Genomic DNA, 14,754 nt, shown 5'->3' with positions numbered 1-14,754 from the left:
CATCATTGCTGAATAAAAAGTATGAAACGTAGGATGCTGAAGAAGAGGAGAAGCATCGCCCCTCCTCTTCCGACATGAAGACCTAAGGTTTCCCTAAGGCCAAGGAGAACCGTCGCAGTAGGCTGGGCCAGCCACAACCGCATTGACGATCACATAAGCTTCCGCCGAATCAACAGGAGAAGGCCCCGGAACAGGTACCGAATAGGTAATCCTTACCGCCCCCTCCGAAGGGTTGGCCGCATTGATTGGCTTGACCCGCGTGTCATACGGTGCGACCGGTACGTTAAAACCGGAGACGGTCTCGGTTGCCGTGAGGGGGCCATAAGTGAACACCGTGGAAACAGCCGGCAAGTGACTGGTGCCGGCGTTATCACTGTAGGCGTTCCAGTTAACGCGGATAATCATGCCCGCCGTCATCAACGGGTGAGGCGGTACGCGGATTTGTGCAATGTAGGTGGGCGCAGGCATCGCCGTGCAACCAATCAGCGTAATCCCTGGTGCGATCGTTACCGAATTGACAATGCTTGGGGCGTTGAAAGAAATGACGTTGGCAGCGACCGTAATCGGCTGGGTGGGCGAGACATCGCGATTATTGGTACCCGGAGTGGCAAGCTCGTAATGCAGCGGAATGCGACCATTGGAGTGCTTTGCAATGAATGGCCATGCCACGTTCATGTCGATATCATCGCCAGGGTTCGCCGTGAGATGATTCACCGTCACGCGGTCTACTTCCTCCCCACCGTAAAACAACACGATATCGAACGGTTTTGTATCCGGCAGTGGTGGATCCGACCACAGCGTCACGATGACAGGTGCATCCTGCAGGGCATCAGAGGCATCCAGTTGATTGTTTAAACCCGATGTCGCGCCAGTCAGTTCCGGCCGCGGCAGTCTCGGGTTGACCAAATCGGGGGCGTCGGGGTTCACGGGACCGGCCTTGTCCAGATCCAGGCTGATGGTGCTCGGCACCGGGACTGGATGCCGGACGCCCCCGCGGTCAACCGAATACCCTACTTCCAATGCAATCGCCCCGGTGCTGGCGCCATACAAGGCCAGGAGCGTGGCAAAACCCACATGAAAATTGAATGGCAGAGGATGGCCGTTCAAGGCAAGCGGGCCAATTTCCTGAGTGCCCACCAGCGTAGTCAACCGCACATAAAAATTGTCCTGAGCGCGGTCTGCGTCATAAGACGGAATGATTACAAACATGCCGGAGGATTTGGCAGTGTCGGGCAGATCAATCAAACGATCACCTGCACCGGTGAGGGTCAACGCATCCACAATGCCAGGTGAGGCCAAAACCGGGGCAGGTCGCAGGGCAATGGTAATCGGCAACCCGAGCGATAGTCGGCTGATGTTGCCAGACGCATCCCGAAATTTGTAATACAGGGTGGACAAACCCTCGTGCGCCTGTGCCAATGCGCGAGTGACTTTCACGGCAAGGTCAGGAAATACATCACCCGTTGCGACAACAGGCCCATTGAGGCTGAGGCTCAACTCCCAAGTATCGCCTGGCGCTGCGCCATAGGCGTCATAATCCGGAATAGGAAACTCCACTTCATCGCCACTGGCGGCAAGGAAAGCTTCCGTCAGTGCACCAGGCCAACCCGCCGGGGTGGTCAAGGGGAAAGGAGCAATCCCGGCCGTGTCATAAGGTGCAAGCCGGTCGACAATAAATGTAACAGCAGCGGAACCTGCGATATTGGTGCCGCCAGTGGTGGTCACTTTATAACTATAAGTATGGGTGCCCTGTGTCAACAGTGCGACAGGAACCACACCGACAAACGGAGTCGCGTCAAAAACCCTTGTATTTCTGATATACCCGGATTCGAAGTTCCCAACATCATCCACGTACTCATCGACGTCAGCAGGCAATAACACCGATGGTACTGGAACCCATGATGGCACCTGCAGTTCAAGGTTCCTGTCAACGGCGGCACGGGTAAGCAACCCGGGATACAGGGCCGGATTAACCAACCCCGCAGGTACTGCGGGTAGAAGCGTGATGGGAACAGAAAGGACAGTGGCGTTTTCCTCACTTTCTTTACTTTCCACGAACGGACCTGTCTTTTTCATTTTAATCTACTCGCTCTAGTTTAGTTAAACTAACTGGACATTCTCGCAAACTTCGGTAAACCACCAAGCAGGCACAGCGCGTCGCACGAGCACAGTAATAAGTGCACGAAAAGTCAACAATTCACATGACAAATACAGCACGCGAGCAACTTCAAACAGCGTACTACTTCCTCTTTTGATTAAACATAATACACACCGAGCCTATGAACTCCCAACCCACAGCCAATCCTTTTCGTTACAGGAATGATTATTCGTCGCTGCCGTCACAGAAGCCTGTATCGCCGGGAAAACACACCGTGCCGCCTGGCGTAACCCGATCGATTGTGACCAGCCCTGTCAACGATTCACCCACCACAACCCCCCCTCTAAGCAAGTAATAGCGGCCGCTGGCCGAGCAATACCTGACCATGGGCGCAATCCTGGTATCCCAAGGCAACACCGTGATCACCACGCCGTCACGCAGGTGGTCGGTCGTCAGGAACAACCGGTCTTCAAACTCAGTCCCCCCGATCGGATCTTCCAGGCTGGTAGTACGAAACCCTTGCCACTCAAAAACGAGTTCGTCGTTGACCCGCATCAGCGGATCAGGGCTGATGACCCACAGCACACCATGGCAGATGGCAGGGCGCGATTCACACGTCATGAATTGAGCGGCGCCGTGCAACGTATGACCGATTCTCGGTGCTGGCATTTGTGCAACAGGGTCGACATGCACATTGACCGGGGTATTCGGGGCAACCTGTTCATTGACACCGTTACTGGTGGTGTAAAAAACCGGGAGTGTCGGGTGATTGCCTTGAGCAACAATAATGGCCCCCGATACATCTGGAACAAACCGGACCAACCGATTGATCGAATCCCCAAGCTGAACCACATACCGGGCAATCGGCCCGGTACCGTTCCAGTAAAGCTCGAGCACCTGCCCGGGTTGCGGGTCTGCAAAGAGTCGCACCCATACATTTGCACCGGCGGCCCGGTCGCGGATGTCCAGCTCATTGGTCAGCCCTGAACCGTTACCAAAGACTTGCAGCCGGGCTAGCGTGTCATTGAGCAACAAGGGGGCATTGGCGTGATCCTGGCCGGCAATGGTGAAGTCGGTCCAGAAAAATGCCGTCGGCGATGGAACGGGAGGTAGCAGTGGCCGACGTATCTCGTAGTGGACCGGAACCTCCTCACGAGCCAGCGGACCTGGTATGCGCAAAATACTCCAGGGAATGTCCACATCGAAGGGAAAGCGCGTGACAGGCACCGCAGGCAATACCTGGCGCCCCGCCCAGATCACCAGCACCTCGTCGCCGGGCATGAAGTCTGTGTATTGACTGGGGATTTGCACTGCGATCCCTGCGCGGGCATCGTCACGATTGAGCAGAGGATCATTGTAGGCCGGTGGCCTGATCTGCGGTGGCGGCAGATTACTGGGCAAAACGACCAGGCTGACCCGGAACTGGGTCGGGGCACTCAAGCCACTGAAGTTACCCGTGCGATCGAACAACCGATAGGTCATAAAGATCGGACCATTGGGCAACGCACGGAAAAAGTCGCGATGTACCCTCAGAATCAATGGATCGGAAATCGACACAAGCACCTGGGTGTAAACCGGAATCTGGGGAACCGGGGGATTCAACGGCGACATGTAAAAAGCAACGCTATCCTCTGCCGCGCGATCGTTGTAGGGAGGAATCCGGATTTCGATAAATTCATTGGCAGCCAATACGGCCTCGGTAATGCCGCCCGCCGCGATAGCAGGATCGACGAACTCCAAATGATCATCGGGCGAAATAAAGGTGGGCGGGGTTCTGTCCACCGTGAGGATTCTTGATGGCGAATCCTGATCAGGGCTACCTGCTTCCTTGATCCGGTAGAAGACCTCCACCACCGAGTCGCTGATCATGAAGAGTGTTGGCACGTACAGTGAATACGGAAACGGCGTCGCATTAAACTCCGTTTGATCAAACTCCTTGAAATCCGCCACCGCTTCAAATCCGGAGATTTTCCAGATGAGCTGGACGGTGTTGCTTCTAAACATCGTAGGCCCGGGCAGCCATCTTGGCACACGGCATTCCAAAGGTCGCTCCAGAAACGGCCGGGGAATCAAACCGACAGGGTCCGAATCGGGAACACCCACAATTTCGTCAAATGGGTCCAGGACCAGGACCTGATCGTCCCGGGGCACGGAAGAAACGTTGGCTGATGAACCTTTGGCGGAAGTGGGCATGATGGCCTGCTCCTATTAACACATTGTCGGTTGCCGAGCTGGATTCGATTAAACGCCGGATTCAGGGGCCCGGATACTGTCAGAACTAACAGGTACCTCCCGCCGCTCGTCGTTTTATTTTCGTCAGACAGACGAGCAATTCTGGACGCCAACCTTGACGCATGGCCTGACTTGGTGTTTTCTGAAACCGGTTTCACACCTCCAATAAGAAAGGCCCATCATCGTGACTTCATTTTCCGCCGCCCAGCGCAGCCGTGTGACCATGCTTGATGTGGCCGAGCGTGCCGGCGTGTCCAAGGCCAGCGTGTCGCGTTTTATCGGCGACGACCGCGCCCTGCTCTCCGACGCCATTGCTCTGCGCATCGAGCAGGCCATCGACGAACTCGGCTACCGCCCCAACCAGATGGCCCGTGGCTTGAAACGTGGCCGCACCCGCCTGATCGGCATGCTGGTGGCCGACATCCGCAACCCCTATTCGATTGCCGTGATGCATGGCGTGGAAACCGCCTGCCGCCAGCACGGCTACAGCCTGGTGGTGTGCAACACCGACCGCGATGACGAACAGGAAAGCCAGCACCTGGCCGCCCTGCGCGCCTACAACATCGAAGGGTTGATCGTGAATACCCTGGGCCATCACCTTGACCAGTTGCTGGAACTGCAACGGGAAATGCCCCTGGTGCTGGTAGACCGCAAGGTCGAGCCACTGCACAGCGACCTGGTGGGGCTGGATAACCCGGTGGCGGTGCGCATGGCCGTGGAGCACCTCGAACAGCAAGGTTACCGCGACCTGTTATTGGTCAGCGAAGCGCCCGATGGCACCAGCTCACGGCTGGAACGCCTGGACAGTTTCAACGCCGAAATCAGCCAACGCAGTGCGTTAAGCGGCGCCGTGCTGGAGATCGACAGCCACCTGAATACCCGCCTGCAAGCCTTCCTCGCCGCGCCTCAAGCCGGCCCCAAAGCCCTGTTTTGCGCCAACGGCATCGCCGCACTGGCGTGCACCCGTGCGCTGAAAGAACTGGGCTGCAACCTGTTTGAAGATGTCGGGCTGATCGCCCTGGATGACCTGGACTGGTACCCGTTGGTGGGCAGCGGCATCACGGCCCTCGCCCAGCCCACCGAAGCTATCGGCGCCAGTGCGTTTGACTGTTTGCTCAAGCGGTTGCGCGGGGACACAGCGCCGACACGCACCCTGGATTTTCTGCCGCAATTGATTATCCGAGGCTCGACCCAATCCCTTGTGGGAGCTGGCTTGCCTGCGATGACGGTTTCTCAGGCGAAGCAGTAGTCGACCGACACGCCGCCATCGCAGGCAAGCCAGCTCCCACATGTTTATTTTGCGTATAAAAATGAAACCGGTTTCAGAGGTAAACAACAATGCACAAATACCCCGTTTCCATCAGTCTTTCCAGCTACGGTGCCGACGTGGTCCGCGATCGTGGCCAGCTGAATTTCGTTGAAGTGCTGGCCCGGGCCGGCGCGCAACGCATCGAATGGCGTGAAGAGCTGCTGACCACCGAACAGCCCGCTGAACTGGCCCAAGCCGCGGCGGATCACGGCATGGAATGCGTGTTTTCATCCCCCCTGGAACTCTGGGTTGCCGGCCGCTCCCAACCCAACGCCGATCTCGCCGCCACCCTCGACCGCGCCCAGGCGTTCGGCGCCCGCTGGCTGAAAGTCTCCCTGGGTTATTTCACCGACACCAACGACCTGGACAGCTTGAGCGCCCTGCTCAACCGCCATCCGGTGAGGCTGTTGGTGGAAAACGACCAGACCCTGCACGGCGGGCGCATCGAGCCGATGCAGCGGTTTTTCAACGAAGTCGAACGCCTGGCGGTACCGGTGAAAATGACCTTCGATATCGGCAACTGGCAATGGCAGGACCAATCCGCGACCACCGCCGCACGCCTGTTGGGCCGGCATGTGGATTACCTGCACTGCAAGGCCGTGGCCCGGCGCGCCGACGGCAAGCTGGTGGCACTGCCGCCGGGTGCCGCCGACCTGCATCTGTGGGAACAACTGCTGAAGCACATGACTCAAGGTATTACCCGGGCCGTGGAATTTCCGCTGCAAGGTGATGACCTGGTGCAGGTCACTGCGCAACAAGTCGCCGCCCTCGCCGTCCTTGGCCAGCCCCGCGTGGAGAACGCACATGTCTGAGATCGATATTCTGTCGTTTGGCGAAACCATGGCGATGTTTGTCGCCGAGCAGACCGGCGACCTGGCCCAGGTTGCGCAGTTTCACAAGCGTATTGCCGGGGCCGACAGCAACGTCGCCATCGGCCTGTCGCGCCTGGGTTTCAACGTGGCGTGGCTGAGCCGCGTAGGCGCCGATTCCCTCGGGCGTTTTGTGGTGGACACCCTGCAGAACGAAGGCCTGGACTGTCGGCATGTGGCGGTGGACCCGCTGCACCCCACCGGCTTCCAGCTCAAGTCCCGTGAAGAAGCCGGCGATGACCCGCAGGTGGAATACTTCCGCCGTGGCTCGGCGGCCAGCCATTTGTCGGTGGAGGCGATCAAGCCCGAGCTGTTGCAAGCCCGGCACTTGCACGCCACCGGCATTCCGCCGGCGCTGTCGGACGCCACCCGCGAGCTGTCGCGCCAGTTGATGACGCAAATGCGCGAGGCTGGCCGCAGCGTGTCCTTCGACCCGAACCTGCGCCCGTCCCTGTGGGCCAATGAGCAACGCATGATCCGCGAAATCAACGCCCTCGCCTGCCTGGCGGACTGGGTGTTGCCGGGCCTGAGCGAAGGCCGCTTGCTCACCGGTTTTGAAGACCCGGCCGACATCGCCGCGTTTTACCTGGACCAGGGCGTGGAAGCCGTGGCCATCAAGCTCGGCCCCCATGGCGCGTATTACCGTACGCAGCTGGACCAGGGTTTCGTCGCCGCCGTGCCTGTGGCCAAGGTGGTCGACACCGTAGGCGCCGGCGATGGGTTTGCGGTCGGCATGATCAGCGCGCTGTTAGAAAACCTCAGTTTTGTCGAGGCCGTGCAGCGCGGCAACTGGATCGGCAGCCGCGCGGTGCAGAGCCGTGGCGACATGGAAGGCTTGCCGTTCAGGACCGATCTGCCCCACACCCAGAAAGCCGGCTAATCAGCATCACCCCGTTACCTGTTGCCACAACTACAACAAGCTCAGGAGCAACTTTATGGAACCGTTGAAACTCGCCACCCGCCGTTGGTGGTACATCATGCCCATCGTGTTTATCACCTACAGCCTGGCGTACCTGGACCGCGCCAACTATGGCTTTGCCGCCGCCTCCGGGATGGCCGAAGACCTGATGATCACCCCCGGCATGTCGTCATTGCTCGGCGCGCTGTTCTTCCTCGGCTACTTCTTCTTCCAGGTGCCGGGCGCGATCTACGCGCAAAAGCGCAGCGTTAAAAAACTGATTTTCGTCAGCCTGATTCTCTGGGGCGGCCTGGCCACGTTGACCGGCATGGTCTCCAACGCCTACATGCTGATCGTGATCCGCTTCATGCTCGGGGTGGTCGAAGCCGCGGTAATGCCGGCGATGCTGGTGTACCTGTGCCACTGGTTCACCCGCGCGGAACGCTCCCGGGCCAACACCTTCCTGATCCTCGGCAACCCGGTGACCATGATGTGGATGTCGGTGGTGTCAGGCTATCTGGTGCAGCATTTCAGCTGGCGCTGGATGTTTATCATCGAAGGCCTGCCAGCCGTGCTGTGGGCGTTTATCTGGTGGAAGCTGGCGGACGAAAAACCCGCCGACGCCAAGTGGCTGAGCGCCCAGCACAAAAAAGACCTGGAAACCGCCCTCGCCGAAGAACAGGTGGGCATCAAGGCGGTGAAGAACTACGCCGAAGCCTTCCGCTCGCCCAAGGTGATCATCCTGGCGCTGCAGTTTTTCTGCTGGAGCATTGGCGTATACGGCTTCGTGCTGTGGCTGCCGTCGATCCTCAAGGCCGGCTTGAAGATGGACATGGTCGAGGCCGGCTGGTTGTCGGCGCTGCCGTATCTTGCGGCGGTGATCGGCATGCTGGTGGTGTCCTGGGGTTCGGACAAACTGCAAAAACGTAAGCGCTTTGTGTGGCCACCGCTGCTGATCGCTTCCATCGCGTTTTATGCGTCCTACGTGCTCGGCGCCGAACATTTCTGGTGGTCGTACACCCTGTTGGTGATCGCCGGGGCGTGCATGTATGCGCCTTACGGGCCGTTTTTTGCGATCGTCCCGGAGATCCTCCCGGCCAACGTCGCCGGCGGCGCAATGGCATTGATCAACAGCATGGGCGCCCTCGGTTCATTCGGCGGCTCCTACCTGGTGGGTTACCTCAACAGCAGCACCGGTTCGCCCGGCGCGTCGTACCTGCTGATGAGCGGTGCGCTGCTGGTGTCGGTGGTGTTGACGATCTTTCTCAAGCCCGGCGCCAGTGACCGCGAACGCGCCCCGCTGCATTCCCTTGAATTGAAGGTAAAGACCTGATGAAAAAGTCTGTCGTGCTCTACAAAAAACTCTCTGCGCCGCTGATGGTCCGCCTGCATGAGCAGGCCGAGGTCACGCTGATCGAATCACTGGATGACAACGGCCTGGCAACACTGCGTGAGGCCTTGCCGACCGCCCAAGGCTTGCTCGGTGCCAGCCTGCGCCTGGACGCGAAACTGTTGGACCTGGCACCCAACCTGGAGGCCGTGGCCAGCGTGTCAGTGGGTGTCGACAACTACGATATCGACTACCTGACCGAGCGTGGCATCCTGCTCAGCAACACCCCCGACGTGCTTACCGAAACCACTGCCGATACCGGCTTTGCGCTGATCCTGGCAACCGCTCGCCGGGTAGTGGAGTTGGCCAATATGGTGCGCGCCGGCAACTGGAACCAGAACATCGGCCCGCTGCATTTTGGCAGCGACGTGCACGGCAAGACCCTGGGCATTATCGGCATGGGTCGCATTGGCGAAGCGTTGGCCCAGCGCGGGCACTTCGGTTTTGGCATGCCGGTGATCTACCACAGCCACTCGCCAAAGCCTGCGGTGGAACAGCGTTTCGGCGCCGAATACCGCAGCCTGCCAGACCTGCTCCAGCAAGCCGACTTCGTCTGCCTGACGTTGCCGTTGACCGCAGAAACCGAAGGCGTGATTGGCGCCAAAGAGTTCGCCCTGATGGGCCCGGAGACGATCTTTATCAACATCTCCCGGGGCAAGGTGGTGGACGAGGCGGCGCTGATCGAGGCGCTGCAACAACGCACGATTCGCGCGGCGGGGCTGGATGTGTTCGTACGCGAACCGCTGCAGCATGACTCGCCGTTGCTGCGCCTGAACAACGTGGTAGCCACGCCGCATATCGGTTCGGCCACCCACGAGACGCGGGAAGCGATGGCGCGGTGTGCGGTGGACAATCTGCTGGCGGCGCTGGCGGGTGAAAAACCGAAGAACCTGGTGAACCCGGCTGCCTGGAAACACTGACTGAAAACGCCGCAGGACCAATGTGGGAGAGGGCTTGCTGTGGTGAGGGGGCTTCACTCCAGATTGATGGGGCTGCTTCGCAGCCCAGCGCGGGGCAAGCCCGCTCACCACAGCAAGCCAGCTCCCACATTTTTGATCGCATTTCAGGTCAGATGACGAACCGCGCCACCATCCCGTTCAAATCCACCGCCAGGCGCGACAGTTCGTGGCTGGCGGCGCTGGTCTGGTTGGCACCCGCTGCCGACTGGGTCGCCAGGTCGCGGATGTTCACCAGGTTGCGGTCAACCTCGCGGGACACCTGGGCCTGCTCTTCCGAGGCGCTGGCGATCACCAGGTTGCGTTCGTTGATCAGGCTGATGGACTGGGTGATCTGCTCCAGCGCCACACCGGCAGCCCGCGCCATTTCCAGGGTGCTTTGAGTGCGCTGGTTACTCTGCTGCATGGACTGCACGGCTTCACCGGTGCCGCTCTGGATGCCGGCGACCATTTTTTCGATTTCCTGGGTCGACTGCGCAGTGCGATGGGCCAGGGCCCGTACTTCGTCCGCCACCACCGCGAAACCACGACCGGCTTCACCGGCACGCGCCGCTTCAATCGCCGCGTTGAGGGCCAGCAGGTTGGTCTGTTCAGCGATTGCGCGAATCACGTCCAGTACCTTGCCAATATCACGGCCCTGAGTGGCCAGGCCTTCAATCAGCACGGCGGTGTTTTGCACGTCCTGGGTCATGGTCTGGATCGCACCCACGGTTTCCACCACCCGGTCGCGCCCTTCCCGTGCGGCCTGGTTGGACTGGCTGGACGCCTCGGAGGTGGACACCGCATTGCGCGCCACCTCTTCGACTGCGGCGGTCATCTCATTCACTGCCGTGGCGGCCTGGTCGATTTCGTTGTTCTGTTGTTGCAAGCCTTTGGACGCTTCTTCGGTGACGGCGCTGAGTTCTTCCGCTGCAGAGGCCAGTTGCGTGGCGGAGCCGGCGATGTGCTGGATGGTCTGGCGCAGGTTGCCTTGCATCCCGGCCAAGGCGCCGATCAGGCGGGCGGGCTCGTCCTTGCCGTCGTCCTCGATCACTGTGCTCAGGTTACCGCCAGCGATGGTTTCGGCAACTTCCAGGGCTTTGCGCAACGGGGTCACGATGCTGCGGGTCAGCAGCCATGCCAGCAACACGGTCATCAAAGCTGCGATCACCGAGACAGCGATGATCCCGGTGATGGCGTCCTGATAACTTTTCCCGGCCTCGTCACCGGCCTGCTTGGCATCTGCTGCATTGATGGCGATCAGCTTATTCAGCTGCTCGCCCATTTGGTCGGTACCGTCCTTGATGCGGCTGTTGATCAAGGCGCGCATCTCTTCCACTTTGTTCTGCCGCGAGAAGCTCACCATCTCAGCCTGAGCCTTGAGGTAATTATCGAGCGTGAGGGCGAACGTCTTGTACAGCGCAGCCTCTTCATCCCCGGCCGGCATCGCGGCGTAGGCAGCCTGGGCGGTCTTGACCTTGCCTTCCAGCACCCCCATACGGGTCTGTGCCTCTTCCAGCGCTGCCGGCTCACGATTCACCAGGACGCGAAACGACAATATCCGCAGGCGCAGGACGTTTTCGGTCATGGTGGCCAGATAGCCGACGCTGGGCAGTTGGTTCGCGCCCATGTCCACCGACGCCTGGCGGATCAGGGTCATGCGGTTGGCCGCAAACACCCCCAGGACGATGACAAGCAACGCAATAAACGCAAAACCGAGGAAAGCTCGAGGGGCGATATTCAGCTGACGGAGGGACATAGGGGGTGCTCTCAGAAGTAGTGGCTGCGAGCATCCCTGCCGCGACACGGTCAGTGTGCGTCAACGCGCCTTTCTGACCGGTTGGCACCACTGTTGTAATAGGTATGTGGGCCTATAAGAGATATCGGCAGGCTTGAGGATTTAATGGGGGATGTTTCGAAATATTTTTTCACACTTCTGACAACTGGCACTTTCTGGCATCCTGCGCCTCCTTTTTCCTACCCGGGCCCGTATTTTGTCTGACGCTCAAACCCCTCGCCCCCGTTATAAATCCGACCTGATCTACGGCCTCGACGACCGCCCGCACTTCAGCGCGGCGATCTTTGCCGCCCTGCAGCATGTGCTGGCGAGCTTTGTCGGCATCATCACCCCGACGCTGATCGTCGGTGGCGTGCTGGGCCTTGAAAGCGAAGTGCCGTACCTGGTGAGCATGGCGTTGTTTGTGTCGGGTCTCGGCACCTTTGTGCAGGCGCGCACGTTCGGCCCGGTGGGTTCAGGCCTGCTGTGCCTGCAAGGCACCAGTTTTTCGTTTATCAGCGTGATCCTGAGCGCCGGGTTCATGGTCAAGGCGCGGGGCGGCGGCACTGATGAAATCCTGTCGACGATCTTCGGCATCTGCTTCTTCGCGGCGTTTATCGAAGTGGTGCTCAGCCAGTTCATCGGCAAACTGCGCAAACTGATCACCCCGGTGGTCACCGGCACCATCATCACCTTGATGGGCCTGTCGCTGATCAAGGTGGCCGTCACCGACATGGCTGGCGGTTATGGCGCCAGCGACCTGGGCGCCGCTGGCAACATGGGCCTGGCGGCCCTGGTATTGCTGACCATCGTGGTGCTCAACCGCTTCAACAACCCGTTCCTGCGCCTGGGTTCGATCGTGATCGGCCTGACCCTCGGCTTTGCCGTGGCCTGGTGGATGGGCCGCGTCGACCTGGCCGCCCTGCCCCAGTTGCCACTGATCAGCGTGCCGGTGCCGTTCAAGTACGGTTTCTCGTTCGACTGGGTGGCGTTTATCCCGGTGGCGGTGATCTTCCTGATCTCGCCCCTGGAGGCGGCCGGGGACCTGACGGCCAACTCGATGATTTCCCAACAGCCGGTCAAGGGCCCGCTGTACATCAAGCGCATCAAGTCCGGCTTGCTGGCTGACGGCCTCAACTCGGTGATGGCCGCCACGTTCAACAGCCTGCCCATGGTGACCTTCGCCCAGAACAACGGCGTGATCCAGTTGACCGGCGTGGCCAGCCGGTATGTGGCGTATTTCATTGCCGGCCTGCTGGTACTGCTGGGGCTGTTCCCGATGATTGGCGCGGTGTTGCAACTGATGCCCAAGCCGGTACTGGGCGGCGCGACCCTGATCATGTTCGGCACCGTCGCGGTGGCCGGGATCAAAATCCTCGCCGAGGCCGGCCTGCACCGGCGCAACGTGCTGATCGTGGCCATCTCCCTGGGGATGGGCCTGGGGGTGGCGGCCGTGCCGGAAGTGCTGCGCGAACTGCCCAAGGCGCTGCACAACATCTTCGAGTCGCCGATCACCGTGGGTGCGTTCTGCGCTATCGTGCTGAACATCTTCCTGCCTGAGGAGTTCATAGAACTGGAAGAAGATGAATTTGATCCGGAAGCCTCCACCCTCAAGGTGATGCAGGACCCGGACGTCACGAAATAGGAGAACCCGTTTTATGCGCAAGCTCATGGTCCTGTCACTGCTGCTACTCAGCCTGAGCGCCTGCGCGCTGTTCCCCGACCGCGACCCGGTGAACATCAACGTGGTGGGCATCGAGCCGTTGCAAAGCCAGGACCTTGAGGTGCGGTTCGCGGTCAAGTTGCGGGTGCAGAACCCGAACGAGACCGCGATCGACTACAGCGGCGTGGCCCTGGACCTGGAGGTCAATGGCCGGCCCCTGGCGTCGGGGGTGAGTGACCAGGGTGGTTCGATCCCACGTTTTTCGGAGACCGTACTGACGGTGCCGGTGAGTGTTTCGGCGTTTTCCGTGCTGCGTCAGACCCTGGGCTTGAGCCAGACCCAGAGTTTGAATAACCTGCCTTATGTGTTACGCGGGAAACTGGCGGGTGGGCTGTTCGGCACCATGCGCTTTGTGGATCGCGGCACCCTGGACCTGCCCAACACCGCCACCTGGTAACGATCACGGAGAGCCTCGCCACATGGACGCGATACCCACGCTGTATACCGAACGCCTGATTCTGCGGCCGCTGACGCTGGAGGATGCCGAGGGCGTGCAGCAGCAGTTTCCCCATTGGGAAGTGGTGCGTTACCTCAATGCCCAGGTGCCCTGGCCGTACCCGGCGGACGGCGCGCGCAGCTATCTGGAACACGTTGCGTTGCCGGCCATGGCGCGCGGTGTGGAGTGGCATTGGTCGATCCGCCTGAAAAGCGCGCCAGAGGTTTTGATTGGGAATGTCAGCCTGATGGATGAGGTGGACAACAACCGGGGCTTTTGGCTGGGCTTGCAATGGCAGGGCCAGGGGTTGATGGCCGAGGCCAGTGCGGCGGTGACCGAGTATTGGTTTGAGGTACTGGGGCGGCCCGTGATGCGGGTGCCCAAGGCGACGCCGAACGTTGCGTCGCGCAGGATTTCCGAGCGTACGGGGATGCGGTTGGTCAGGACCGATGAGGGGCGGTTTGTCGCTGGAAGTTTCCCCAAGGATATTTGGGAGATTACTCGTGAGGAATGGCTGGGGGGGCGCGGTTTCTGAGTCGGGTATTGGGTGTATATCCGTTGTTTGGGTGATGGCTGATATCGGTTCCGCTCTTACAGCGGGTCACTTTTGGAAAAGAGCCCCAAAAGTAACCAAAAGGGCTCTTGCCCCACCACTCGGCACCTCGCTCAGGCTCGGTGTGCCCTCACTCCGGTACTACTCCGCGGGCCGCCGCGACGGGGCGTCCCTGCCCCGTCGCGGCTAAACCGGCGTCCTGCCGGTTTACCCGCTCCGTACTACCTGCGTTCGGCCAGCGTGGTTTAACGGGGCGCCTAAGATCAAGATCAAAAGCAGATCAACAGCACAGCGGCCTACAGGCCGGCTTGAGTGGTGTGAAGCAAAGGCAAGATCAAAAATCAAAAGCGGGCACGGTCCAAATGTGGGAGCTGGCTTGTCGGGTCGCCGCATCGCTGCGATGGCATCAACTGGGTGTACCTGAAAAACCGAGGTGTCTGCATCGCAGGCAAGCCAGCTCCCACAGAAAAGCAGAGCTGCAGCAGTTTCAGATTTGGTTTTCGCTATGGCTTTTGATCTGGCTACTACCACTCA

The 14,754-nt window shown here is 59.9% G+C and carries 11 protein-coding genes; 8 read left to right on the top strand and 3 right to left on the bottom strand.

The window, feature by feature from the left end; all coding sequences use genetic code 11:
* Positions 1 to 93: 93 nt before the first annotated feature.
* Both MUM_RS0100130 and MUM_RS01000000132345 read right to left on the bottom strand, forming a co-directional pair.
* Entirely contained in the window at positions 94 to 2,076 is a 1,983-nt protein-coding gene (locus MUM_RS0100130) for a hypothetical protein (RefSeq protein ID WP_141629456.1), read from the bottom strand.
* 247 nt (positions 2,077 to 2,323) lie between these two features.
* Positions 2,324 to 4,291 (bottom strand): hypothetical protein, encoded by a 1,968-nt coding sequence (locus tag MUM_RS01000000132345; protein WP_010165558.1) that lies wholly within the window; start codon positions 4,289 to 4,291, stop codon positions 2,324 to 2,326.
* A 223-nt stretch (positions 4,292 to 4,514) separates the two neighbouring features.
* Here MUM_RS01000000132345 and MUM_RS0100120 point away from each other — a divergent pair, with 223 nt between their 5' ends.
* From MUM_RS0100120 to MUM_RS0100100, 5 genes are all read left to right on the top strand, one after another.
* The gene (locus MUM_RS0100120) at positions 4,515 to 5,579 is read left to right on the top strand and encodes a LacI family DNA-binding transcriptional regulator (protein WP_010165557.1); all 1,065 of its coding nucleotides are present in this window, start codon (positions 4,515 to 4,517) and stop codon (positions 5,577 to 5,579) included.
* An 89-nt stretch (positions 5,580 to 5,668) separates the two neighbouring features.
* Positions 5,669 to 6,451, top strand: a complete 783-nt coding sequence (locus MUM_RS0100115; RefSeq protein WP_010165556.1) for a sugar phosphate isomerase/epimerase family protein — start codon at positions 5,669 to 5,671, stop codon at positions 6,449 to 6,451.
* On the top strand, positions 6,444 to 7,388 hold the full coding sequence (locus MUM_RS0100110) for a sugar kinase (RefSeq protein ID WP_010165555.1): 945 nt from the start codon (positions 6,444 to 6,446) through the stop codon (positions 7,386 to 7,388). The genes MUM_RS0100115 and MUM_RS0100110 overlap by 8 nt, the downstream gene beginning before the upstream one ends.
* A 55-nt stretch (positions 7,389 to 7,443) precedes the next feature.
* Positions 7,444 to 8,739: an MFS transporter gene (locus MUM_RS0100105; RefSeq protein ID WP_010165554.1), complete on the top strand. Its 1,296-nt coding sequence runs from the start codon at positions 7,444 to 7,446 to the stop codon at positions 8,737 to 8,739.
* The gene (locus MUM_RS0100100) at positions 8,739 to 9,716 is read left to right on the top strand and encodes a 2-hydroxyacid dehydrogenase (protein ID WP_010165553.1); all 978 of its coding nucleotides are present in this window, start codon (positions 8,739 to 8,741) and stop codon (positions 9,714 to 9,716) included. The genes MUM_RS0100105 and MUM_RS0100100 overlap by 1 nt, the downstream gene beginning before the upstream one ends.
* Before the next feature lie 148 nt (positions 9,717 to 9,864).
* Here the strand turns inward: MUM_RS0100100 and MUM_RS0100095 are convergent, their stop codons facing one another.
* Positions 9,865 to 11,490, bottom strand: a complete 1,626-nt coding sequence (locus MUM_RS0100095) for a methyl-accepting chemotaxis protein (protein WP_010165551.1) — start codon at positions 11,488 to 11,490, stop codon at positions 9,865 to 9,867.
* Positions 11,491 to 11,725: 235 nt separating this feature from the next.
* On the opposite strand from MUM_RS0100095, the gene MUM_RS0100090 reads away from it, so the two are divergent.
* Genes MUM_RS0100090 through MUM_RS0100080 form a run of 3 tightly spaced genes read left to right on the top strand, consistent with a single transcriptional unit; the run spans position 11,726 to position 14,202 of the window.
* Positions 11,726 to 13,153, top strand: coding sequence for a nucleobase:cation symporter-2 family protein (locus tag MUM_RS0100090; protein WP_010165549.1), 1,428 nt, complete (start codon positions 11,726 to 11,728; stop codon positions 13,151 to 13,153).
* A 13-nt stretch (positions 13,154 to 13,166) separates the two neighbouring features.
* Entirely contained in the window at positions 13,167 to 13,628 is a 462-nt protein-coding gene (locus tag MUM_RS0100085) for an LEA type 2 family protein (RefSeq protein ID WP_010165547.1), read from the top strand.
* 22 nt (positions 13,629 to 13,650) lie between these two features.
* Positions 13,651 to 14,202 (top strand): GNAT family N-acetyltransferase, encoded by a 552-nt coding sequence (locus tag MUM_RS0100080; RefSeq protein WP_010165545.1) that lies wholly within the window; start codon positions 13,651 to 13,653, stop codon positions 14,200 to 14,202.
* Positions 14,203 to 14,754 lie beyond the last annotated feature (552 nt).

This window comes from Pseudomonas sp. PAMC 25886, assembly GCF_000242655.1.
In the GTDB taxonomy this organism is placed as follows: domain Bacteria; phylum Pseudomonadota; class Gammaproteobacteria; order Pseudomonadales; family Pseudomonadaceae; genus Aquipseudomonas.
The sequence above is the reverse complement of the archived record's forward strand: the minus strand, read 5'-3'. Positions and strand labels throughout refer to the sequence as shown.